This window comes from Paraburkholderia sp. GAS33, from assembly GCF_050436645.1.
GTDB lineage: Bacteria > Pseudomonadota > Gammaproteobacteria > Burkholderiales > Burkholderiaceae > Paraburkholderia > Paraburkholderia phenazinium_B.
Genome location: NZ_JBNDMP010000008.1, coordinates 121,217 through 144,310, shown reverse-complemented (window position 1 = coordinate 144,310; position 23,094 = coordinate 121,217). Strand labels below are relative to the sequence as shown.

General features: G+C 61.6%; 23 protein-coding genes. 16 read left to right on the top strand and 7 right to left on the bottom strand.

All coding sequences use genetic code 11. The features are described from left to right. Positions 1–281 precede the first annotated feature (281 nt). From P3T24_RS23900 to P3T24_RS23880, 5 genes are all read left to right on the top strand, one after another. The gene (locus tag P3T24_RS23900; RefSeq protein ID WP_429438415.1) at positions 282–791 is read left to right on the top strand and encodes a lysozyme inhibitor LprI family protein; all 510 of its coding nucleotides are present in this window, start codon (positions 282–284) and stop codon (positions 789–791) included. Positions 792–833: 42 nt separating this feature from the next. Further along, the gene (locus tag P3T24_RS23895; protein WP_074268102.1) at positions 834–1,052 is read left to right on the top strand and encodes a hypothetical protein; all 219 of its coding nucleotides are present in this window, start codon (positions 834–836) and stop codon (positions 1,050–1,052) included. Between the two features lie 264 nt (positions 1,053–1,316). Beyond that, the gene (locus P3T24_RS23890; protein WP_429438412.1) at positions 1,317–2,177 is read left to right on the top strand and encodes a polysaccharide deacetylase family protein; all 861 of its coding nucleotides are present in this window, start codon (positions 1,317–1,319) and stop codon (positions 2,175–2,177) included. Beyond that, positions 2,174–3,349, top strand: coding sequence for a glycosyltransferase (locus tag P3T24_RS23885; protein WP_429438409.1), 1,176 nt, complete (start codon positions 2,174–2,176; stop codon positions 3,347–3,349). Before P3T24_RS23890 ends, P3T24_RS23885 begins: the two co-directional genes overlap by 4 nt. A gap of 47 nt (positions 3,350–3,396) precedes the next feature. Further along, positions 3,397–3,855, top strand: coding sequence for an N-acetyltransferase family protein (locus P3T24_RS23880; RefSeq protein WP_429438406.1), 459 nt, complete (start codon positions 3,397–3,399; stop codon positions 3,853–3,855). A 77-nt stretch (positions 3,856–3,932) separates the two neighbouring features. Here the strand turns inward: P3T24_RS23880 and P3T24_RS23875 are convergent, their stop codons facing one another. Next, on the bottom strand, positions 3,933–4,784 hold the full coding sequence (locus P3T24_RS23875; protein ID WP_074268106.1) for an AraC family transcriptional regulator: 852 nt from the start codon (positions 4,782–4,784) through the stop codon (positions 3,933–3,935). Positions 4,785–4,794: 10 nt separating this feature from the next. Then, positions 4,795–5,526 carry an alanyl-tRNA editing protein gene (locus P3T24_RS23870; RefSeq protein ID WP_429288598.1) on the bottom strand — a complete coding sequence of 244 codons (732 nt, stop codon included), beginning with the start codon at positions 5,524–5,526 and terminating at the stop codon, positions 4,795–4,797. Positions 5,527–5,758: 232 nt separating this feature from the next. Here P3T24_RS23870 and P3T24_RS23865 point away from each other — a divergent pair, with 232 nt between their 5' ends. The 9 genes from P3T24_RS23865 to P3T24_RS23825 all read left to right on the top strand — a co-directional run bounded on the left by P3T24_RS23865 (position 5,759) and on the right by P3T24_RS23825 (position 15,008). Next, complete coding sequence (locus P3T24_RS23865; protein ID WP_074268108.1) at positions 5,759–6,241, top strand: MarR family winged helix-turn-helix transcriptional regulator; 483 nt, start codon at positions 5,759–5,761, stop codon at positions 6,239–6,241. Positions 6,242–6,603: 362 nt separating this feature from the next. Further along, entirely contained in the window at positions 6,604–7,608 is a 1,005-nt protein-coding gene (locus tag P3T24_RS23860) for an ABC transporter substrate-binding protein (RefSeq protein WP_429438403.1), read from the top strand. After that, a complete protein-coding gene (locus tag P3T24_RS23855; RefSeq protein WP_074268110.1) occupies positions 7,605–8,462 on the top strand; it encodes an ABC transporter ATP-binding protein in 858 nt (285 codons plus the stop codon). The genes P3T24_RS23860 and P3T24_RS23855 overlap by 4 nt, the downstream gene beginning before the upstream one ends. Positions 8,463–8,489: 27 nt before the next feature. Then, positions 8,490–9,260, top strand: coding sequence for an ABC transporter permease (locus P3T24_RS23850; protein WP_429438400.1), 771 nt, complete (start codon positions 8,490–8,492; stop codon positions 9,258–9,260). Positions 9,261–9,285: 25 nt separating this feature from the next. Beyond that, entirely contained in the window at positions 9,286–10,017 is a 732-nt protein-coding gene (locus P3T24_RS23845) for an ABC transporter permease (RefSeq protein WP_429438398.1), read from the top strand. 58 nt (positions 10,018–10,075) lie between these two features. Then, positions 10,076–10,912 carry a carboxylating nicotinate-nucleotide diphosphorylase gene (gene nadC / locus P3T24_RS23840; RefSeq protein WP_429288602.1) on the top strand — a complete coding sequence of 279 codons (837 nt, stop codon included), beginning with the start codon at positions 10,076–10,078 and terminating at the stop codon, positions 10,910–10,912. A 36-nt stretch (positions 10,913–10,948) separates the two neighbouring features. Further along, on the top strand, positions 10,949–12,718 hold the full coding sequence (gene phnN / locus P3T24_RS23835) for a phosphonate metabolism protein/1,5-bisphosphokinase (PRPP-forming) PhnN (protein ID WP_429438395.1): 1,770 nt from the start codon (positions 10,949–10,951) through the stop codon (positions 12,716–12,718). A gap of 88 nt (positions 12,719–12,806) precedes the next feature. Next, positions 12,807–13,574 (top strand): FRG domain-containing protein, encoded by a 768-nt coding sequence (locus P3T24_RS23830; protein ID WP_254369008.1) that lies wholly within the window; start codon positions 12,807–12,809, stop codon positions 13,572–13,574. A gap of 114 nt (positions 13,575–13,688) precedes the next feature. Then, on the top strand, positions 13,689–15,008 hold the full coding sequence (locus P3T24_RS23825) for an MFS transporter (protein WP_429409712.1): 1,320 nt from the start codon (positions 13,689–13,691) through the stop codon (positions 15,006–15,008). Between the two features lie 45 nt (positions 15,009–15,053). Here P3T24_RS23825 and P3T24_RS23820 read toward each other — a convergent pair whose 3' ends face one another. The 4 genes from P3T24_RS23820 to P3T24_RS23805 all read right to left on the bottom strand — a co-directional run bounded on the left by P3T24_RS23820 (position 15,054) and on the right by P3T24_RS23805 (position 19,414). Then, entirely contained in the window at positions 15,054–15,959 is a 906-nt protein-coding gene (locus P3T24_RS23820; protein WP_074268116.1) for an ABC transporter permease, read from the bottom strand. A 1-nt stretch (position 15,960) separates the two neighbouring features. Further along, positions 15,961–16,875, bottom strand: coding sequence for an ABC transporter permease (locus P3T24_RS23815; protein WP_074268117.1), 915 nt, complete (start codon positions 16,873–16,875; stop codon positions 15,961–15,963). 88 nt (positions 16,876–16,963) lie between these two features. Next, positions 16,964–18,259, bottom strand: coding sequence for an ABC transporter substrate-binding protein (locus P3T24_RS23810; protein WP_074268118.1), 1,296 nt, complete (start codon positions 18,257–18,259; stop codon positions 16,964–16,966). 96 nt (positions 18,260–18,355) lie between these two features. Then, positions 18,356–19,414, bottom strand: a complete 1,059-nt coding sequence (locus P3T24_RS23805) for an ABC transporter ATP-binding protein (RefSeq protein ID WP_429409711.1) — start codon at positions 19,412–19,414, stop codon at positions 18,356–18,358. A gap of 283 nt (positions 19,415–19,697) precedes the next feature. Here P3T24_RS23805 and P3T24_RS23800 point away from each other — a divergent pair, with 283 nt between their 5' ends. Both P3T24_RS23800 and P3T24_RS23795 read left to right on the top strand, forming a co-directional pair. Next, the gene (locus P3T24_RS23800; RefSeq protein ID WP_429409710.1) at positions 19,698–20,663 is read left to right on the top strand and encodes a polysaccharide deacetylase family protein; all 966 of its coding nucleotides are present in this window, start codon (positions 19,698–19,700) and stop codon (positions 20,661–20,663) included. Continuing rightward, complete coding sequence (locus P3T24_RS23795; protein WP_083611687.1) at positions 20,660–21,397, top strand: GntR family transcriptional regulator; 738 nt, start codon at positions 20,660–20,662, stop codon at positions 21,395–21,397. Before P3T24_RS23800 ends, P3T24_RS23795 begins: the two co-directional genes overlap by 4 nt. Positions 21,398–21,428: 31 nt before the next feature. On the opposite strand, the gene ggt is transcribed toward P3T24_RS23795, so the two are convergent. Continuing rightward, positions 21,429–23,036: a gamma-glutamyltransferase gene (ggt, locus tag P3T24_RS23790; protein ID WP_429438392.1), complete on the bottom strand. Its 1,608-nt coding sequence runs from the start codon at positions 23,034–23,036 to the stop codon at positions 21,429–21,431. Positions 23,037–23,094 lie beyond the last annotated feature (58 nt).

Genomic DNA, 23,094 nt, shown 5'->3' with positions numbered 1-23,094 from the left:
CGGTCCCTTGCAATGGGACTGGCGCGGGCGCGTTTTCGTTTGTGGCGCAGCACGCGGCGCCGTGCCGCAGCCCACCGCACGTAGGGGTCGGGTAACGGCTTATTTCCTGCGGAAACCTTTCGTAAGCACTCGCGCCCTACGGCCTTTTCTTCGTGCATAGATAGCGCCCAAGCCGACTATTCTGCCCTCACGCGACCTGCATCGTTCTGTTTATGCCAGCTTGCGCCAGGGAACGCATGCCGCGCGCCCCAATCCGACACTTTCCTCGTACAGGGTTAGTCATGTCTACATCGAAAACTGCTTTTCCATTTGTTACCCGACTCCTTGCAGATTCCTCGCCGACGCTGTCGCTCTGCGTGCTGGCGGTCTGCGCGACGCTGGCTGGCAACGCGTCGGCTGCGAGCTTTCATTGCAGCACCAGGTCTTCGGCTTCCGAGAAGATCGTCTGCGCCGACCCGGAGCTATCCAGCCTCGATGATCGCCTCACGGTGAGCTATCAACGCGCACGGGATGCGAGTCCCGACCCGCGTTCCGTGGAGACTGCGCGGATCCAGCAATGGCTCTGGCGTCAGCACAACTGTACCGACAAGGCATGCGTGCTGAACTGGTATCAGCGTCGCATCGCCGAACTGGATGCAGACTACGAGCAAGGCAAACAGGCTCAGCACGATGCCTTTGAAGCGGCGCTGGTTGACCAGAAGCTGGTCCCCTCCGCGGCGGACGCCGTCAGGCAGTTGAAGAATGAGTCGATCGTGGCGACCGCCCAGGGCGCGAACCCGGCGACGAAGTGAGTTTCTTCGAAACACGGCGCGGCGAACTGAGGATAACTACGTATGCGCCAAGGGCCATCGGTAAGGCTGATCGTTTCAATAGAGGAAGGGCCGCTAGATAGCGTTGGCGGTATTGTCGAACTCGGCGGACGCAAAGTCGGCGTCTGGTACTACGACGCGATGGAAAGCATCGTCGTGACGCGGGCCTTCCGCAACAAGGTAGTGATTGGAAGCGCGGCCGAGGTGGTCTCGCAGTTGCGCCGGCTCGCCATACGGCGTTGATAAGGCAGGGGCCTTGTGCTCTTGCCACGGAACGACACTAGCGTCTGACACGCTGGTGTCGACCCATTCCATCCGTAAGCCTCTCAGGCGCATCAGCGCCGCTACGCGATCTTCAGCATCGCGTGGATCAATCCTTTGTCGAGAATGATGGAAGCTTTCGACAATGCGACACAAATCTCCACAAACGACCGATAGATCGCGGAGTTTGTTCAATCTAATATTAATTCAAATTTCCATGTAGAAACCTTTCGGCATGCAGAGCAAATGATACAAACCGCTGAATCGTTTGCGAATTCGGTACCGGTAGTGATGTATCACCACGTTTCATCGTCTGGCGGACCGCTCACCCTATCGCCGGAGAACTTCGAGTCGCAGATAAAGTGGCTGGCGAACCATGGCTATATCACGCTGACCGCTGATGAATTTGCGCGCTTCCTGCGTGGGGCGCCGATGCCTCGGAGATCGATCTTGCTGACGTTCGATGACGGCTATCTGGACAACTACATTCACGCCCATCCCATCCTTTTGCGTTACGGATTCAACGCGGTCATGTTTCTGGTGACGGGCCGCGTGCATGACGGCGTGTTTCGCAGCATCGACGCGCTGCGTGCGGAACCGGCGCACACGCATCAGGCGTGCGAGCACCTGGTTCGCAACGGCCGCCCGGACGAGATGACCGTACGCTGGAGCGAGGTGGAGATAATGCGCGCAGCAGGCACGTTCGAATTTCATAGTCATACGCATAGCCATCTTCGCTGGGACGTGCTGTGCGATGACGCTATCGGAAAGTATCAGCAAATCAGGGCGGATATCGAACAATCGAAAGCGATCCTGACAAAGCGTCTCGGCGCAGGTTCGCAACACCTGTGCTGGCCCGAAGGCTATTTCGACGCCGACTATATCGACGCCGCTAAAGCAGCGGGATTCGAATACCTCTACACGACACGGAATCTGCGACGCAACGTAGCGGGTAGCGACACCTTGCGGATTCACCGCCTGGCCGATAACGGCAAGGGCGCGGATTGGCTCGCAAAGAAACTGCGGCGTTACCAGGATCCATTGTGGGGCGGGGCGTATTACTGGTTCAAACGCGCCAGACAATTCCGGGGCGAAGCGTGGTCATGAAAATCCTCTACACCAATTTTCACGCAGGCGACGGTGGCGGACACACCACCTACATCCTCACCTTGGCGGCGGCGCTTGCGGAGCGCCACCACGTGACTGTTGCGGCGCCGGGTTCGAGCCGCCTCTATTCAAGTGCGAAAGAGATCCCCGGCGTCGAAGCGATTGCGCTCGAGTTTCGTAACCGACTGGGCGCCATGGTCGGAACGGGCTGGCGCTTGCGGCAACTGATCGAAAAGAGCGGCTTCGACATCATTCACGTCAACGGCTCAGCGGATCACCGGATCGCGATGCTGGCGACGCTGGGATTGAAACGCACCCGGCCTTGCATCGTCTTCACCAAGCACAACGATTTGCCTGTGAGCGGCTTGAGCACCTGGATTAAAGGGAAGCTGGCGACCGATTCGGTGATCTGTGTATCCGACTACACGCGCCGGCACCTCGCGAAAACCGTGTATGACACGAAGGCGGTGTCGGTCGTGCATCACGGTATCGATCTGCGCCGCTTTGCGCCGGTCGCAAGCGGCGTAAGCGAGCGGCTTCGCAGACGATGGGGTACGGCGATCCCAGACGGAGCGCTGGTGGTCGGCAGTATCGCGGGCACGGACGATAACAAGGGCTGGCTGCATATGGTCGAGGCAGTTGCGTTGCTGCCTCCAGCGCAACGCGAACGGATTCGCGTGGTCTTGGGAGGGCGGACGCCCAATGCACAACAACGTGCCAGGGTCCGTGCATTAGGCATGGCGGGCCAGTTGATCTGCACGGGCTTACTGCGCGACGTGCGGCCCCTGGTGGCAGCATTCGATGTGGGTTTTGTGCTGTCACGGCGCGAAACCTTATCGTTCGCGTGCCGGGAGATGATGGCGATGGGCAAGCCCGTGATCGTGTCGGACTCGGGCGGCCTGCCGGAAAACGTCGAAGCGGGCGTAAGCGGGTGGATCGTCGGACCTCACGAGCATGAACGGATTGCGCAACTGTTGATGCGCCTGCTCGACAACCGGCTTGAGGTCACGCTTGCGGGCATGGCGGCGCGTGCGAGAAGCGTGGCGCAATTCTCGCTGCAGGATTTCGCTGACCGAACCGAGGTGGTCTACCAGGAGAGCCTTGCTAGAATGCGGCCTTGGGCAGGCAGCGGCGGTGTGGCGAAATGGAAGGTCCAGCGCCACTCGGGCTGACCTGCGGTGGAGGTAGCCTTAAACTTCAGATCACCCAGGGCTCTCACATGGAACAGATCGTCTTTCGCTCGGCTCTTCTCTCCGACGTGCCGGCCATCGTTGCATTGCTGGCCGACGACAAGCTCGGAAGTCAGAGGGAAAACACCACGTTGCCGCTTGACGAGCGATACGTCGTGGCCTTTCGTGCGCTAGAGGCCGATGCCAATCAGCAACTGGTGGTCGTCGTGGATGGCGACGAGGTCATCGGCACGCTGCAACTGTCGTTCATTCCGGGGATTGCGCGCTTGGGCGCATGGCGCGGCCAGATCGAGGCGGTTCGCATAGCGGCCCATCGTCGCGACGCCGGGCTAGGGCAGAAAGTGTTCGAATGGGCAATCGCCGCGTGCCGTGCGCGCGGTTGCAACCTTGTTCAGCTCACGACCGACAAGAGCCGTGCGGATGCGCATCGTTTTTACGAGAGACTCGGTTTCGTGGCGAGCCATGTGGGCTATAAGCTTGCGTTGTAGAGCCGGTTACCTTCAATAGCTGACTATGTCCACACTGTTGTACTGGCTTTTTCCGCAAATGCGCGCCCAAAGCGTGGCTAAAGCGCAGGCTTTAGCGCCGCATAGGCGCCAGGCGTGATGCCGTAAGCGCGCTTAAAGACGCGGTTAAGGTGACTTTGATCGTAAAAGCCCGCGCTCACAGCTGCCTCCGCCGCGCTGCTTCCGGCCACGAGCAATTGCTTGGCGGCCATCAACCGCACCTGGTTCGCGTACGCGTGAGGTGGCAGCCCGTATTCCTTACAAAACGCGCGTATCAGGTGATAGCGGCTAAGGTTGGCCACTTCCGCCAGTTCGTCGATCGGGATATCGCGCGCATATTCAGCGCTGATGTAATCGCGCACGCGTGCCATTTTCTGCGTGTCGCGGCCCAGTTCGGTGACGACGGGTTTCGGCTGACCATAGCGGCCAAACAGCATGCCCATTGCCGCCCACCAGTTCGCTTGACGTTCCATTAGCGGCGCAGGGCAGTTCTCGTCGAGACTTGCATGCGCTTTCAACAGCAGCCGGCACAACTGCGGGTCGCAGTAAAGTCCTGGCGGGATGGTCAAGGGCCGGTCGCTGCGTGAGTCGTCGCTAAAGACGGCGCTTAGTGCCGCGAGCCCCTGCATATCGAGGTAAATCGCGCGGTAGTGCCACGCCTTGTTCTCCCAGACCACACCGCAATGGTATTCGCCGGGGCCGAACACCCACACGGTGCCGGCCCCGGATACGTCGCTGCCGGTGCGCGTGCGGCATTGGCCTGCGCCGAACTCGGTCATCACGATCACGAGCTCGTCGTGCATATGGCGCTCGAACTCGTGTGCGCCGTAACGCGCGGTAGCGAGTGCCGCGCCCTCGAGCGCACCATCTCGCCAGTAAACGACTTCCTTGCCCAAGCTACCGTCTGGCATGACTGCTTCCTTAAAATACCAGGTTATCCTCTGTAAGTTCGATCCGGACACGGCGATTCCGGCGGCCTTTGTTCTCGATCTTCGTCATCCGTATCGGACGCGACTGCCCGGTGTTCGTCAGATGCGTCCCTCCACACGCCTGCCGGTCGAGCCCATCAATCTCGACGATCCGGATCGTTCCGTCCGGCGTGGGCGGAGGCGCGACCGAGAGGCTGCGGATCAGTCCAGGCGTTGCCTGGGCGTCGCGCAGGCCGACATAGCTGGCGCGAACCTCCAGAGCCTGGCGAATCACGTCGTTGAGCGGCCCTTCGAGCGATCGCAAGGCGTCGTTATCCGCTTCAGGCAGATCGAAGTCCATGCGCGCGCTGCCGTCTGCGTTGATCTGCGCACCGGTCACCAGTGCGCCGGCGAACTGCTGGTACACGAGCGCGTTCAGGATGTGGGTCGCAGTATGGAGTTGTGCAAGCGTGGCGCGCCGCGGCGCGTCGATCGAGACGTGCAGCTCGCCCGCCAGTTCAATCGACGTATCGAGCTGATGCCAGTACTGGCCGTCTTCCACGGAAACACCAACAATGCGCGCCATGCCATGGGCATGTTGGAGTGTTGCGGTGTCGCAGACCTGGCCGCCGCCACCGGGATGAAGTGCCGAGCGTGACAGCAGCACGGCACCAGGACGGGCGTCGACCACGCTGGCGTCGAACTCGAGCAGATCGGGCTGCTCGTGGCAAAGATAATGAGGCATCGCAGCAAACCGGGTGACGGGAGACTGATTTCGATGGGGACAGTATAGACGCCAGGGCGCGGGGTCGGTCTTGGTCAAAAGTGCTGTTTGACATGCGGAATGCTGCTCGAGGCCACTGTGGCTGAGGCTTTTGCTGGACGGCTCCGCAACGTGCTTACGCGAAATCTTTGTAGAATGGCGTTGTCCGACCCCGCTTCGATTCACGACAACACTTTCAAGAGATCCATCGATCATGGCGCCGCCCAAGTCCCCTTCCGAGCCGACGCCACCCACGCAGGTCGATATATCCACGTATGAGTTCTCGGAGCAGATCGGTCATCTGCTGCGCCGGGCCTACCAGCGCCACCTCGCGATCTTCGCTCAGACCATCGACGATCCGCAATTGACGGCGGTGCAGTTCGCGGTGCTCAGTGCGAACCGGCGGCTCGGGCCTTCGTCAATGAGCGATCTCGGCAAGGCGACGGCCATCGATGGGGCGACCGTGCGCGGCATCATCGAACGTCTGCAGGCACGCGGGCTTGTGGAGTTGCAAGCCAATCAGGACGATCGGCGCAAGAGCGTGGTAGAACTCACGGAGCGCGGGCGCCAGTTGCTCGAACTGACCACGCCGACCGCTGCGCGTATCAGCGAACTCACGATGAGCGATCTCAACGCTGTCGAGCGGGTGGCGGTGTTGTATCTGCTGCGCAAGCTTTGCGGCCCCGAGCTGGAATAGCGCAGACGTTTGCGAGCGCCGGTGTGCCTGCGCCTGGTAGTGCACCAAGCGTGGGCCGAATCTGAAAAGTGCGCATTTATAGTGTGTACATGTTGTTTGATGGTGCGGCCTGTTTCTGCGGCGGCGCTTGCTTTGAGCGCCTCAAGCACGATCGTTCGAAATGCAGAACGTTGAATTTAAAGGGGTTGGCGCATTTTTTCCGGCCATTGAACCGGATCGGGTAAACACCGCTAACAGTGGCATAGAGGTTGCAACTAAGCTTGGAATTACCGCGTGTACGCTCATTTGACACTTATAGATCGAGCGCTTTGGCGGTACCCAGCTTCTATAGCCGTCTGATTTCGTGATCGGGAGTGCTCTATATGAAGTGGTTCGTCAGGCAGATCGGCGCAGTGCTCGGCGCGTCGTTCCTGCTATCGGTGGCCGGTGTGTTCTGCGGGTCCGTCAGCGTCACGCAGGCGGATGAAATCTCCGTCACGCAGTGGGGCAGCAGCCTCTACGGCCTTCCGTATGCCGTCGCGATGGACAGAGGCCTGTTCAAGAAGGCCGGCGTCGACATCACCGGCATTCTCACCTCGAGCGGCGGCGGCACGACCGTGCGCAATATCCTCGCCAGCAAGACGCCGTACGGCGAAGTCGCAGTCGCGGCCGCGCTCGCCGCGCAGCGCCAGGGGATGGATCTCGTCATCGTGAATGTCGGCACGCGCAGCGTCGCGGAGGCGTCGATGGTTGCCATGCCCAACGGCAACGTGCAAACCGTTGCCGATCTGGCCGGCAAGAAGGTCGCGATTACGTCGCCCCGAGGCGTGTCCGAAATGCTGTTGCTGATGGTGCTCAAGCAAAAGGGCGTCGACGCAGGCAAGGTGACCCGCGTCGCCTCGGGTGGCTACGTTAACGGTCTGACGATGCTTGAGCAGGGGGCCGTCTCCGGTGCAGTGCTGATTGAACCGCTTTCAATTGTGCGCAAAGCCAATTACCGCACCGTGTATCGGGCGGGCGACATTCTGCAGCCCATGACCACCTCGGTCGGCATTACCACCCGCGAGTTCGCCAGGTCCCATCCGGATGAGTTGCGCGCGATCATTGCCGGGCGGCGTGCGGGTGTGGATGCGTTGTACGCGGATCCGGCCGGCGCCGCGAAACTACTGGAGACAAGCTTCAAACTCACGCCAGACGTCGCACGCGAAGCCGTCGACAACATGGTCAAGTCACGCATGTGGAGCGACGGTGAATTCAACCGCGGTGAACTTGACCGCATGACGGACGGCCTGAAGCTTGTAGGCGAGCTGAACGGCGATGTCGACTGGTCGAAGCTAGTCGACACGAGCTTTCTGCCCCCCGATCTGAAAGCGAAGAGTACGCTATGAAGGCACGCAACGGTCATCCGACACTGCAGGTTGTCGAGTCGCCTGCGCAACAGGCGCCGGCCTCGCCCGAGGCGCATGTCGAGCTAACCGGCGTTACCCGCTATTTCACGCGCAGCGATTCGAAGGAACTGTTTCATGCGCTCGGCCCGATCGATCTCACGCTGACCAAGGGCGAGTTCTTCTCGGTGGTCGGTCCGTCCGGATGTGGCAAGTCCACTCTGCTCGATGCGCTTGCGGGACTCTCCAGACCCAGCTCCGGCACGGTAATGTTCGAAGGACAACCTGTGACGGGCGTGCCCGATGGAGTAGGCGTCGTGTTCCAGGAAGACGCGTCTTTTCCTTGGCTGAATCTGCGCGACAACATTTCGTTCGGACTGCGCATGGCGGGCGTGGATGGCGCCGAGATTCAGCGGCGGGTTGACTATGCGATGGGTTTCATGGGCCTGAAGGATTTCGCCAAGGCGTATCCTTCGCAGTTGTCGGGCGGCATGCGGCAACGCGTGTGCATCGCCCGAACGCTGGTGTTGCAGCCTCGCCTGATTTTGCTCGATGAGCCGTTCGGCGCGCTCGATCAGCAAACACGCCTGCTGATGGGCGACGAGTTGCTGCGCCTGTGGCGCGAAACGTCTGCCACGGTGCTGCTGATCACCCACGCACTCGACGAAGCGGCGATGCTGTCCGACCGGGTCGGCGTGATGTCGGCGCGGCCCGGGCTCTTCATCGATATCGTCGAGACCGGCTGGGAGCGTTCGCGCGATAGCCGCGTCGTCTCGACACCGCGCTTCGGCGAGATCAATGCCCGCCTGTGGGAGAAGCTGCGTGTCGAATCATTGAAGGTGATGGGCGCGCACTAGGTGCGCAGTGTTTTTCGCAGTATTTCTATGCGAACCTGGGAGTTCGAAGTGAAGACGGAAAGTCTGATCCGTATCGCTGTAGTGGTTGGCTTCATCGTACTGATCGAGCTGCTGTGCCGCAGCGGCATCATTGCGCCGAGCGTGCTGATTGCGCCGTCCGCGATGTTCACGCATGGCATCGAGCTGCTGCGCGGCGGCAAATTCGATCATGACATTGTTACGAGTCTGATCGAGATCGTCGCCGCGTCGGTTGTCTCCGTGCTGCTCGGTTTCGTCCTGGGTCTCGGCATTCACGCGTTACCGTCGCTGCGCCGCTCGATCGAACCGCTGCTATCGAGCTACTACGCCATCCCGACCTTCATTTTCTATCCCATCTTTATCGTCGTGCTCGGCGTTGGCTCGCTGCCGATCATTGCCATTGCCGTGATGCTTTCGGTGGTGACGATGATTACCGCGACGCTAAACGGACTCGACCGCATTCCGCGCGCCTTGCATAAAAGCGCTCAGGTGATGCGTCTTTCGCCGTGGCGTTGCGCGCTTCATATCAAGCTGCCTGCCACGCTGCCGTATCTGTTCACCGGCGTGAAGCTTGCGGTGGCCTATGCGTTCATCGGCGTGATCGCATCGGAATTCATCCTGTCCGGTTCGGGTATCGGCTATGCAATCGGTTACGCGTACAACAACTTCCAGAACGACGACATGTATTCGCTGATGCTGTTCGTGCTCGTGCTGGTGACGCTCGTCAACGCTGTGCTGAACCGGATCGATCAACGGTTTCAGTCGCGCCGGCAACGCTAGCGCTGCGTATAGCGGAGACGCCACCATGAAAAAATTCCTCGATCCGCTGCTGGTTGCGCTGGCCATTGTCGTGTGCTGGCAATGCCTGCATTGGGCGATCGGCGAGCATTCGTTGAGTTCGCCATGGAGCACGCTCGAGGCGCTGGCCCAGATGCTCGGCACTGAAGCGTTCTGGGGCAACGTCGCGGAGACCGCCCGTGCCCTTGTCTATGCACTCGTGATAGCGCTCATAGGCGGGGTGGCGCTCGGCGTGCTGTTCGGCATCAACCGCATGTCGGGCCGCGTCGCGGAGCCGATTCTGTTGAACCTGTATTCGCTGCCGAAGGTGACGTTGTATCCCCTGGTGTTGCTCGTATTTGGCCTCGGCCTGTCGGCGAAGGTGGCTTTTGGCGTGATGCACGGCCTGATTCCGATCCTGATGTTCACGATGAATGCGATCCGCCAGATGCGGCCGGGCTATCTGCGTGCGTCGAAGACCATGCGTCTGTCGTTTTTCCGTACGATTGTGCATGTCGTGCTGCCGGCGATCTTTCCGGAGGTGGTTGCCGGCCTGCGGCTCGGCTTCTCGTTGACTTTACTGGGCGTGCTGATCGGCGAGATGTTCGCCTCGCAGCGCGGGCTAGGTTATATGCTGACCAGTGCGATGAACCTTGGGGATATCCGCACGATCATGGCAGTTGCCCTGTTTCTTACCGTGTTTGCCCTCGCATGTAACGGCCTCCTGATGATGGCCGACCGGCGCATGAAGCACCGATGAACGGCGCTTCACCGGTTATGAACAACCAAATTCCATTTCACCTGGAAAGGAAGACAAAATGTACGACGTATTCCAGACGGATCGCCTGATCGATCTTTGGCTAACCGAAGATATCGGCTATTGCGACCTCACTGCGCAACTGATGATCGAAGCGGACGAGACCGGCGCTTTCTTCATGAACGCGCGCGAGACACTGATCGTGGCCGGCATCGACGTGGCGGCGCGCATCTTCAAACGCTATGACCCGACGCTCGAAGTGTCGGTGCGTGTGAAAGACGGGCAAAAGGTGGAGCGGGGCACGGTGATGCTCAATGTGAGCGGCACGGCGCGCAGCGTACTGACGGCTGAGCGCACTGCGCTCAATATCGTGCAACGGCTGTCGGGGATTGCCAATCTCACCGAGCAATATGTTGCGGCGGTGGCCGGCACGCGGGCGCGTCTGATCGATACACGCAAAACCACGCCGGGTCTGCGCATGCTGGAAAAGCACGCGGTGACCTGCGGTGGCGGCCTGAATCACCGTCTCGGGCTCGATAACGGTGTGATGATCAAGGACAACCATATTGCCGTGTGCGGCGGCATCGCCAAGGCCGTGCAGCGTGCGCGCCGGCAATTGCCGGTGCTGACCAAGCTGGAAGTCGAATGCGACCGCCTTGAGCAGGTCAAGGAGGCGCTGGATGCCGGTGTCGATGTGATCATGCTCGATAACATGTCCGTCGAGGACATGACCCGCGCGGTGGAACTGGTCGGCGGACGCGTGTTGCTGGAAGCGTCCGGGGGCATCAGCCTCGCGACCATCGGTGCGGTGGCGAAGACCGGCGTGGATTACATCTCCACCAGCAAGATCAATCAGGCGGCGGCGTGCGTCGACATTGGTCTCGACGAGGCCGAGTGATGAGCCAATGGATCGGGCAGGTCGGATAAGCGGCTCATGGCCTCCGGCATTCTCTTCTTCGTGGTGGGTCCGAGCGGCGCCGGCAAGGATGCGCTGATCGAGGGCGCGCGTCATCTCGCAGACCGGTTCTGCTTTGCCCGTCGCGTGATTACCCGGCCTGCGGGGTCGCCTGGCGAGAATCACGAAGCGCTCGATGAAGCGGCATTCGCCGAACTCGAGCGTACCGGTGCTTTCCTGATCACCTGGTCGGCACACGGTCTACGCTATGGCCTGCGGCGTGAATTGCTCGACGTATTGGCCGAAGGCCGGCATGTGATTGCAAACGGCTCGCGCGGCATGATTGCGGAGTTGGCGGCGCGGGTGCCGGGCATGGTGGTGATCGAAGTGAGTGCGCCGCATGAAATGCTGGCCGCGCGGATTCTGGCGCGTGGCCGGGAAACACCCGAGCAGGTGCGCCTGAGAGTGCAACGCCAGGTTGAAGCGCATACGGCGGATGTGCCCACCGTGCAGGTTTTCAATGACGGCACGTTGCAGCAAGGCATCGCGCGTTTCATTGCAGCGCTCGAACGCGCCATTCTTCCACCACCTGCGAGTGCCCCGTTTCTGCGTGCCAAGCTGGCGGGCGACGCGCTCAATGAGGCTCAATACGATGCGTTGTTCGACGACATGCTGGCGTTGCGCTACGCCGAGAGCGACATCAACCGCTTTCTGCTGCATGCGTGCGAGCATCTGAGCGACGCGGAGGTGTTGGCGCTTGCCAAAACCCGCACCAGGCTGATGCCGCGCATAGAGTGGAACGAACCGATTGTCGTCGACAAGCATTCGATGGGCGGCATTCCCGGCAGCCGGATCACGCTGATCGTGGTGCCGATTGTCGCGGCCTACGGCCTGGCGATGCCGAAGACTTCCTCGCGCGCCATTACCTCCGCGGCCGGCACCGCCGATGCGATGGAGACGCTCGCGCGCGTCGACCTGACGGCGGAGGACGTGCGGCGCTGCGTCCATGAAGCGCGGGCCTGCATTGCGTGGAATGGCCGTCTGAATCATTCGCTGGTCGACGAGCGGATCAACGCATTCACGCGGCCGCTTGGGCTGGCGTCCAACCGTTGGTCGGTGGCGTCGATCCTGTCGAAAAAGTGCTCTGCTGGATCGACGCACGTAATGGTCGATCTTCCGTGCGGGCCGCGCGCCAAGCTGAAAACCAGCGAGGAAGCGCGCTCGCTTGGCGATCTGTTCGAATACGTCGGCAATGGGCTGGGGTTGACGGTCAAGGCGCTGGTGACCGATGGCACGGCGCCGATCGGCCGCGGTATCGGCCCTGCACTCGAGGTCCGCGACGTGGGTCTGGTGCTCGATAACCATCCCGACGCGCCCGTCGACCTGCGTGACAAGGCATTGACATTTGCCGCGCATATTCTGGCATGGGCACCGGATGTGCAGGACGTAGCCGACGGCAAGCGGATTGCCGCAGAGCTGCTGGCAAGCGGTGCAGCGCGCGCGGCGTTCGAACGGATCGTCGATTCGCAGGGGCGGCATGCACCGCCGGCGTTACCTGCACGAGAGGTCCGTGATGTCATGGCGACGCATGCAGGCATCGTCACGTCGATCGATGGCTGGCTGATCGCGGAGATCGCGCGCGAAGCGGGCGCGCCCGCAGACGCCGGCGCTGGCATCGATCTGCTGTGCAGGATCGGCCAGACAGTGGCGGCAGGCGAGCCGCTGTATCGGGTTCACGGCAACGACGCGGGCGCGCTCGAGCGCGCAATGCGTATGGCGGCGCGCGATTCGGCCTGCAGGATCGAGTGACCCAATCGGGTGGGTTCGAACTGAATGACGCAACCAGATGAGGGGGAGCAAGGTGAAGACGACGGTGGTTTCGAGTTGGCAGCAGTTCATGAGTTTGACTGCTGAGCTCGATGGCTGGGCATTTCGTGGTCAGCAGGATGCCAACTGGTTGTTGCAGAGTTCGCTGTCACGTTACCTTGCGGCCTTTGTGCCCGACCGCTCGACATGGCGCATTCAGGAACAGCGCGCCATTCGTATCTTTCGCCGCAAGGCCCACAACTATCTCTCCGATGTGCGCGCGCTCTCGGACGATCTGCGCTGCCTCGGCCTGATGCAGCACCATGGCGCACCAACCCGGATGCTCGATTTCACGAAGTCGCCCTTCGTTGCGGCTTTCTTTGCGCTGGAGCGCGCGGTTTCGGACGCCGCGATTTTCGCGGTGAATACGCCGGCCCTATGGACCAACCGCGCCATTCCGGCGAGCACGCCGCATCTCACGCGCGACATGATCGATCCGCGCCGCAAAGGCAACTTCGAAAAATTCTTTCTGACCGACAAGAATCCGGTGATCTGGTTTGGCGAGCCGTCGGAGATGGATCAGCGGCTGATTGCCCAGGCCGGCACCTTCGTCTTGCCCGGTTTGCTGCAAAAGCCGCTTGATGAAATCCTTAACAATTACTCAAGCGATGACGAACTGCTGCGCAAGATCGTCCTGCCGCGCGCGGTCCGGGACGATGCGATGCGTGCACTCTACCGGATGAACATTACCAACGCGTCGTTGTTTCCGGATATGGAGGGGCTTGCGCGCTCGATTGCGCTGGAGCTGGAGATGGTCTGGCCGACGGTTGACCGGATCGCCCCGCCAACAAGGCAGTAGGGCGTCACGCAGGACACCAGGGGCTGCCCCCGGCTGGCGGCAGGACACCTGACGTCGTACACTTGCGCTAGCAGAATAATGATTAATTGCGCATTTAACGATTCAGGAGACGACATGGAATCCGTTCAACCCACCGAGGCGCCTGGCGGTACCGCTCCGCGTCTTTCGAAGTTCGGCGCGGTACTGCGCGTGACGAGCGGCAATTTCCTCGAACAATTCGACTTCTTCCTGTTCGGCTTCTACGCCACGTACATCGCGAAGACGTTTTTTCCGGCCGCCAGCGAGTTCGCCTCGCTGATGCAGACCTTCGCTGTCTTCGGGGCCGGTTTCCTGATGCGGCCGTTAGGGGCGATCGTTCTCGGCGCATATATCGACAAGGTGGGGCGCCGCCGCGGCCTGATCGTCACACTGGCGATCATGGCGAGCGGCACGATCCTGATCGCGATTGTGCCGGGCTTCGCCACGATCGGTCTGCTGGCGCCGGCATTGGTCCTTCTGGGCCGTCTGCTGCAGGGCTTTTCCGCGGGAGCGGAGCTGGGCGGCGTCTCGGTCTATCTGGCCGAAATGGCGACACCCGGCAAGAAAGGCTTTTACACGTCATGGCAGTCGGCCAGCCAGCAGGTAGCGATCGTCGTGGCGGCGGCGCTCGGCTATGCGCTGAACCTGCTGCTGACGTCTGCGCAGATCGGTGCCTGGGGCTGGCGCCTGCCGTTCCTGATCGGTTGCATGATCGTGCCGTTCCTGTACGTGCTGCGCCGCTCGCTGCAGGAAACCGCTGAGTTCCAGGCACGCCGCCATCATCCGGCGACGGCTGAAGTGTTCCGCTCGATGCTGACCAACTGGAAGACCGTCATTGCCGGGATGATGATGGTCGCGATGACCACGACCACGTTCTACCTGATCACCGTCTATACGCCGACCTTCGGTCGCGCCGTGCTGCATCTGAGCACATCGGACGCGCTCGTCGTCACGCTGCTGGTGGGCGTATCGAACTTTATCTGGCTGCCTATCGGCGGGGCGATCTCGGATCGTATCGGCCGGCGTCCTCTGCTGCTGTTCATTTCCGCGCTGGCCATCGTGACGGCGTATCCGGCATTGGAATGGCTCGCGCATGCGCCGAGCTTCCTGCGCATGCTGACCGTGCTGCTGTATTTCTCGTTCTTCTTCGGTGCCTACAACGGTGCGATGGTGCCGGCCTTGACCGAGGTGATGCCAGTCGAGGTGCGGGTGGCCGGCTTCTCGCTCGCGTTCAGTCTGGCAACCGCAATTTTTGGCGGATTCACCCCGGCCGTTTCGACTTTCCTGATCGAGATGACCGGCGACAAGGCCGCGCCCGCCTATTGGCTGATCTTTGCGGCCCTTTGCGGTTTCGTGGCGACGCTGGTGCTGTATCGCCGCGGCGGCGCGGCCGAGTTGCAGGCGAAACTGGGGTGACGTCAACGGCGCCCGGGACGCGTGAGCGGCGGTGTCCCGTGCCTGCTATCGCAGTGCCGCAGCCAGCCGCTTGCGCGTAAGCCAGCGCACAGCGAGAAGACAGCTCACCATTACCGTGAGCGACAACACGGTGGTCATCGTGCCGAGCGCGTAGATCACCGGTGTCGTCACCGACGTAGTAAGTCCCTGCAATTCCAACGGCAACGTGTTCTGATCGCCGATAGCCTGCGAGGTCCGGGCAATCTCGTCCCACGAAAGCGTGAAGCCAAACATGGCCACACCGATCACGGAAGGCCCGATGATCGGCAGCACGATATGCCTGAAGTTTTGCCATGGCGTCGCGCCAAGATCGCGTCCCGCTTCTTCGTAGGCCGGATTGAAGCGGTTGAATACGGCGAACATCACGAGCAGACCGAACGGCAAGGTCCACGTCAGATGCGCACCGAGTGCCGAGGTGAACAGCCCCATCGTGGTGGAATAGTTGTCGACGAATGCCTGGTTGCCCAAAGCAGTGGCCAGATACTTGATACCGCTATCGAGCAGACGAAACGTCAGGCCGATGCCAAGCGACACGATGATCGAAGGCATGATCAGGCTCGCCACCGACACATAAAACACCGCCGTATCGCCGCGAAACCGCTTGCGGAACGCGAGTCCCGCTGCCACTGAGAACAGCACGGTCAACACCGTCACGGCCAGCGCGAGGCGCACCGAGCGCAAAAACGCTGCCCAGATATCGATATCGCCGACGCCGTCGCGCAGCACCGAGAACCAGTGCAGCGAGACGCCGCGCATCGGGAACGTGAGGCCGCCTTCCGGTCCCTGGAACGAGAGAATGAAGATGGTGATGACGGGGCCATACAGAAACAGCACGAATAGCCCGAACAGCAGCGCCAGCCAGTAGAAACTGGCCGGGCGGCGCTCGCGATGCTTGCGGCGGGCGATCTGCATGTCAAAGCTCCTTGCGGATGTCGACCACCCGCGTCAAACCCCACACGATCATCAACACCACGGCGAGCAGGATGATCGCGTTGGCCGCCGCCGCCGGAAACTGCAGATAACCGGTTTGCACCTGAATGATCTTGCCGACCGAAGCGATCTGCTGGCCGCCCATCACGCCGACGGTCAGGAAGTCGCCCATCACGATGGTGATCACGAAGATCGAGCCGATCACAATGCCGGTTTTGGATAACGGCAGCACCACGTCGCGGATCACCTGCCAGCCGCTGGCGCCAGCGTCGCGCGCCGCTTCGAGGAGCGAACGGTCGATCCGCATCATCGCGTTGAAGATCGGCACGATCATGAAGAATGTGAAAAGGTGGACGAAGGCGAGCACCACCGAGAAATTCGAGTACAGCAGCCATTCGAGTGGCGCGTCGATCAGATGCGCGCCAAGCAGCGCCTGGTTGACGAGGCCATTGCGGCCGAGCAGCGGGATCCACGAGATCATGCGGATAACGTTCGACGTCCAGAACGGAATCGTGCAGATCAGGAACAGGATGGTCTGCATCGCCGTCGTGCGCACGTGGAAGGCCAGAAAGTAGGCAATCGAGAAACCCAGTACGAGCGTCACCGCCCAGACGATCACGCAGAATTTGATGGTGGACAGGTACGTCTTGAAGGTGACGCACATATCCGTCATCGACGAACAGCCGTCGAAAATCGCCCGGTAGTTTTTCAGCGTGAAGGCGGGGATGATCTGATATTCGTTGTAGTCCCAGAAGCTGACGATCAACGTAATGACGAGCGGCACGATGAAGAACAGCAGGAAGGTCAGCGTCAGCGGCGTCGCCTGCAGCCAGGCCGGCGTGCGGCGGTGCCGCACCGGTTGATCCTGCGCGTGGGTGGAAAGCTCGATCGATGCCATGGCGGGATATCCGTCGTCGGGAAAACTGCGGTTGCTACCGCGTTATGCAGCAGCAACCGCGGCCTGTCTTATACAGGTGTGCGAAGAACTATGCGGCGATGAACTCGTTCCACTTCTGGACCATATAGATGTTCTCGTCCATCACGGCGTTCCAGCACGCAATCGCACCCATGCGCTCGTCGTACGAGCCGCCGTCGCGCACGGTGCCCGCTTTCTCCAGCAACTGCCCGTCCGGCGCATGGATGTCCTGCGCGGCCGGCTTGCCTTCGATCCAGTAGTCCCACTCGTACGGTTGCATGTGCGTCTTCGCGGTCTCGAGCACACCTGAGTAATAGCCCTGACGCATCAGATAGGCACCCGCCCAGCCGTCCTGGAACCAGTTGACGAACTCGTAGCCGGCATCGAGCTTGCGGCCTGTCAGCGAGCGCGGGAAGGCGAAGCCCGAGGCCCACGAGCGATAACCTTCCTTGAGGGGCTGGAACTTGCAGGCAACGCCCATCGTGCGCACCTTCGTCACGGCCGGTGACCACATCGACTGGATCACCACTTCGCCGGAGGCCATCAGGTTGACGCTCTCGTTGAAGTCCTTCCAGAAAGCGCGAAACTGGCCGGAACGCTTGGCGTCGATCAGGATCTTGATGGTCTGATCGATCTCGGCCTTGGTCATGTTGCCCTTGTCGCCGTACTTGACGTGGCCCATCGCTTCGATGGCCATCGCCGAATCCATGATGCCGATCGCGGGAATGTTGAGCAGCGCTGCCTTGCCCTTGAACTCGGGGTTCAGCAATTCGGCCCAGCTGTTGATAGGGCGCTTGATCAGGTCAGGCCGAATACCGAGCGTGTCCGCGTTATAGGTGGTCGGAATCAGCGTCATCCACTCGGTTGGTGTGGCCGAGAACTCGGTGGAGCGCGGACCCGTCAGGAACATCACCTTCTTCGGCGCAGTGCCCTGGTCGCCGATCTTCTTGCCGTTCACTTCGCCCTTGGTAAGCACCGGCGTGATCTTGTCGGCGAGCTTGATCTTCTTTGCGTCCATACCTGCGAGCGTGCCCGCGGGAATCAGCTTCTTCAGCGAGAAATATTCGGTATCGACGATATCGAACGAATTGGGCTGCGTGATGATGCGTTTGGCGACGTCGTCGGTCGTGACCGGAATATATTGAATCTCGATGCCGGTATCTTCCTTGAACTTCTTCGCGATGTCGGAGCTCTGGTTGACGGCCGTGCCCAGATAGCGCAATACGATTTTCTCTTGCGCATGCACGTACGGGAAGCCGGCAATGCCGGCCGCTGCAACCGCGCCCTTGATGAGCGTGCGGCGCTTCTGGCCTTTGTCCGTCAGCTCGGATTCGGCCGCGGCCGGGCGCTCGTTCTGCTCACTCATTGCATTCTCCTCAGGTGACGTTCTGCTCATATGACGTTCTGGTGGGGTGTGACAAAAAACGGTAAAGGCTGGTCTGGGTAACCCAAAAGAGACGGCTTAGGCGGCCAGCGGATGAGCATCCTGCTCGTTCCACCACACGACCACCCGTGCCTCGGGTCCGAGCCGCGCGGGGTCGTAGTCGGCGTCGCTCACGAGTGAGACGAGTTCCGGTGAGCCGTCGAGTGGCACGAGTGTCATGCGCAGATGGGTCCCCTGGTATTCGGCTTCGCGTACGGTGCAGGGCACGCCGCCGATCCGCGCGAGACCGCCGTCGCCTGCGGCCGCCTGAACAGGTGTGACGCCATGCGGCACCACGCGCAAATGGTCCGCACGCACGGTAAACAGGCGCCCATTGGTACTGAATACGTTGTGGCCGCCGAGAAAACGCGCCACGAACTCGGTACGCGGACGGTTGAAGACTTCGTGCGGGGTGCCGCTTTGTTCAATATGACCATGGCTCATCACGACGACCAGATCGGCCAGCGCCATCGCCTCTTCCTGGGAGTGCGTGACATGCACGAAGGTGATGCCGAGCTCCTTCTGCCAGCGCTTGAGCTCGGCGCGCATCTGTACGCGCAGGAACGGGTCGAGCGCCGAGAGCGGTTCGTCGAGCAACAGGCAGCGCGGCTGGTTCAGCAGTGCCCGCGCGAGCGCGACGCGTTGTTGCTGGCCACCGGACAATTGCGCGGGCTTGCGTTCGGCGTACGCGGACATGGCGACCAGTTCCAGCAGTTCGCCGGCACGCTTGCGGCGTGCTTCTTTCGCGACGCCGCGCATCTTCAGGCTGAACGCGACGTTGTCGAGCGCGCTCAGGTGGGGAAACAGGGCATAGCTCTGAAATACCATCGCCGTGCCGCGCGCCGCGGGTTCTTCGCGGGTGACGTTGCGCCCGCCAAGCAGTATGTCGCCCTCGGTGACCGATTCATGTCCCGCGATCATCCTGAGCGTCGATGTCTTGCCGCATCCGGACGGGCCGAGCAGACAACAGTACTGGCCGCCCGGTATGCGCAGGTCGATCGCGTCGACGGCGAGTGCATCGCCGTATTGCTTCGAGACGTGCACCAGCTCGATATCGGCGGCCTCCGTGTGGAGCACGGTTGAAGCAGGCTGGATCATGAAGAAGAGGTCCTCGTGAACGGTACAGGCGGATCGCGTGCGAACCTCTCAAATGCAAGACATATGCCATGCGCTTCGACTCGGCCCTGACAATCGCCAACGCGTTGCGCTGTCTAATGTCTGCAAGTTGGCTCACATATTGCAAACGATCGGAAGCTCGAATCGCTAACGATCTGAAGCCCCGTTCTTGCGCAATAGCGGTGCGTCTTCGGTCCGTTGCGGGGCATGGCAACGCCAAACCGGTTCATGTGGAGCGCAAACCGTTACTCATGGCTCATTTGAAATGACAGACTCACGGAACATGCCTGAAGCGCGCGATCGCGCCCGCGACCCGATCGCAACGCATGGGCGCTTTCCTTATCGGCCTATTACGGATACCGACGGCTTTCGCTGGCCGGGAGACACCGGACTTGCGGTGTATCTGGGCTTCAATATCGAACACTTTGCTTTTGGCGAGGGGCTCGGCGCGGCGCTCGGACCCATTTCGCCGCAGCCGGATGTGCTCAATTACAGCTGGCGCGAATACGGCAACCGGGTGGGCGCATGGCGTTGCCTCGAACTGTTCGACCAGCTCGAGATGCCGGCGGGTACGCTCATCAATACAGCGCTCTACGATCACTGCCCGGAGTTGATTGCCGCCTGCGTTGCACGTGGCGACGAACTGATCGGCCATGGACACACCAACGCGCACCGGCAGAGCGATCTCGACGAAGACGCCGAGCGCGAGCTGCTCGTGCATTGCCGCGAACGGATTGCGGCGCAAAGCGGCACGGCGCCTTCGGGCTGGCTCTCGCCGTGGATCTCCGAATCGCACCTGACGCCTGATCTGCTCGCGCAGACCGGCTATCGCTACACACTGAACTGGTGCCACGACGACCGGCCTGTGCGCATGGCGACCCGTGGTGCACCGCTATGGTCGATTCCTTATCCGCAGGAACTGAACGACTTGCCGATGCTGGTGGGCCGGCAGATGGACGCGTGCGCGTTTGCCGACATGATCGTCGATCAGTTCGACGAAATGCTCGAGCAGGCCAACCGCGGCAGCACGCCCCAGGCGCTGGTGATGGGGATTGCCCTGCACCCCTATCTGGTGGGGCAGCCTTACCGGCTCCGTCATCTGCGCCGTGCGCTCCAGCATATTGCCGCGGCACGTTCGAGCGGTGACGTGTGGGTGACCACGCCAGGGGGCATCGTGGCACACATGGATGAAGTGGAGCGCAACGCGGGCACACATCAGAGAACACTATGACCGTGAAATCCAAGGCGGCCGCCACCGGGCAGAAGACCAAAGACCATGATGCCGAAGACGACACTGCGGTGGAAGCCCGCATCTATCAGTCGATCTTCGACGGTGTGCTCGACCATCGTCTGACGCCGGGCACGAAGCTGCCGGAGCCGCAGCTATGCCAGCTGTTCGGAGTAGGGCGCGCGGTCGTGCGGCGGGTGCTCGAGAAGCTGGCCTATGACGGTATCGTCGTCCTGCGGCCTAACAAGGGTGCGGTGATCGCAGCGCCCACTCCCGAGGAAACCCGCGAGATTTTCGAGGCACGCCGCGCGCTGGAGCGCACGCTCGTGGAACTGGCTGTGGAGAAGGCCAGTGCCCGCGATATCGAAGCACTGCGGCAGCAGCTTGCCGAGGAGCACAAGGCAATGCACCGCTTCGACCAACCGGCGTGGGCCCGCCTGACGAGCTGCTTTCATTTGCGCATCGGTGCGCTGGCCGGCAACTCGATCCTGCAAAACTATTTGACGGAGCTGATTTCGCGTACTTCGCTGATTGTTGGGGTGTACGAAGCACCGGGCAATGCGCCGTGCGAGCACGACGAACATGCGGCGATCGTCGATTGCATCGAGGCGCGCGATGCAGCGGGTGCGGTCGCCCGCATGACCTCGCATCTGCGCGAGCTGGAAGAGCGTATCGAAACATCGCGCATGCCGGGTGAGAAGAGCCTCGCGCAATTGCTGGGGATGACCGAGGCCTGACTACTCGCGGTGGCCCGTCGCCAGATCGCGTTCAGGGCGCAGCGTCTACGTCTTCAACGCTCATGGCCCGGCCATCGCTGCGCGGGTCGTGCGCACCGTAGGCGGTGCCGTCCGCATCGATTCGTATCGCGCCGGGATGGCCCGCAAGCGGACTTTGTGCCGGGATCGCGCTCACATCATGACCGCGTGCGGCCAGCGCCGCGAATACGTCGGGGCCGGCATCCTCTTCGAGTTTGAGCGCATCGCGTGTGTCCGAGAAGGTCTTGCCGAGTAGAAAGCGCGGACGGGCGAGGGCGCTGAGCGGGTCCATGCCGTAGTCGATCACGCGCGTGAGCACGGCCGCGAGCGTTTGCGGTTGACCATCTGCTCCTTGCGTGCCGAACAGCAGGTGCGGACGTCCATCCTTCAGATACATGCCGGGGTTAAGCGTGTGAAATGGCCGCTTGCCAGGCTGCAATGCATTGTGATGCGTGGGATCGGTGCTGAACGATGCGCCGCGGTTGTGCCACAGAATCCCGGTGTCGCCTGCGACGACGCCACTGCCCCAGTCGAAGTAGACCGTCTGCAGGACGCTGACGCTGCGGCCGTCGCGATCCGTGGCGCCGATGAACACCGTGTCGCCGGGGCGAAACACATGCGGCCAGGGACGCGCGGTCTGCATGCTGATGGAGCGGGCATGAGCGTCGAGCGTGGCATCCGTGAGCATCGTGTCGACCGGTACAGTCCGGAAATCCGGATCGCAGACGAAGCGGTCCCGGTCGATGAACGCGCACTTCACCGCTTCCACAAGCAGATGGTAATAGTCGGCGCTGCCTTCTGCGATGGATCCGAGATCGAAGCGTTCGAGGATGCCCATGATCTGCAAGGTCGTGACACCTTGCGTGGGCGGACGCATGCTCACCAGCTCGCCGCCACGATAGGCGACGCGCACGGGAGGCTCGTCGCGTGCGCGGGTTTTCGCGAGGTCGGCTTGTGTCAGTGGCGAGCCGGCTTCCTGCAAGCCGCGCGCGATTCGCCCGGCCAGTTCGCCCTCATAAAACTCGCGCGCACCGAAGCGCGCGATGTGCTCGAGGCTACGTGCCAGCGCGGGTTGAACGAAGCGATCGCCGATGGCAGGAATCCGGCCGTCTGGTGCAAACGTCTTCGAGAAGCCCGGCAGTGCCTGCAGTTCGCCCGCACGCAGACTTTGCCAGAAGTGCTGCGAGGGCGTGATGGGAAAGCCGTTGGAAGCGTAATCGATCGCCTTTGCGAACAGCGTCGACCAGGGCGTTTGGCCTTGCCATGCAGACTGGCTGATCGCATACACCTGATCCCATGTGTCGACGGTTGCCGCTGTGGTTAGCGCGGCTGCTGCGCCGCGCACAGGGATGGCGCCGGAGAACGCAGGCAGTGCGGCCGCCGCCTGGCCGATGCCCGACACGGTGCGCAACAGGCCGTTGCGATCGCCGATCACCCAGAATGCGTCACCACCGAGGCCGGTGAAATGCGGGTAGGTCACGCTTAGCGCTGCGCCGATGGCGATCGCCGCCTCGATTGCATTGCCGCCTGTGCGCAGCACATCGAGCCCCGCGGCGCTGGCCAGCGCATGTGGACTGGTAACCATGCCTCCATTGGAACAGGCGAGTTTTGGGTTGTGCATCGGAACTCCGGTACGGCAGAGGTGCCGCTCTGTGTCCGAGTATAGAGGGCACATCAGC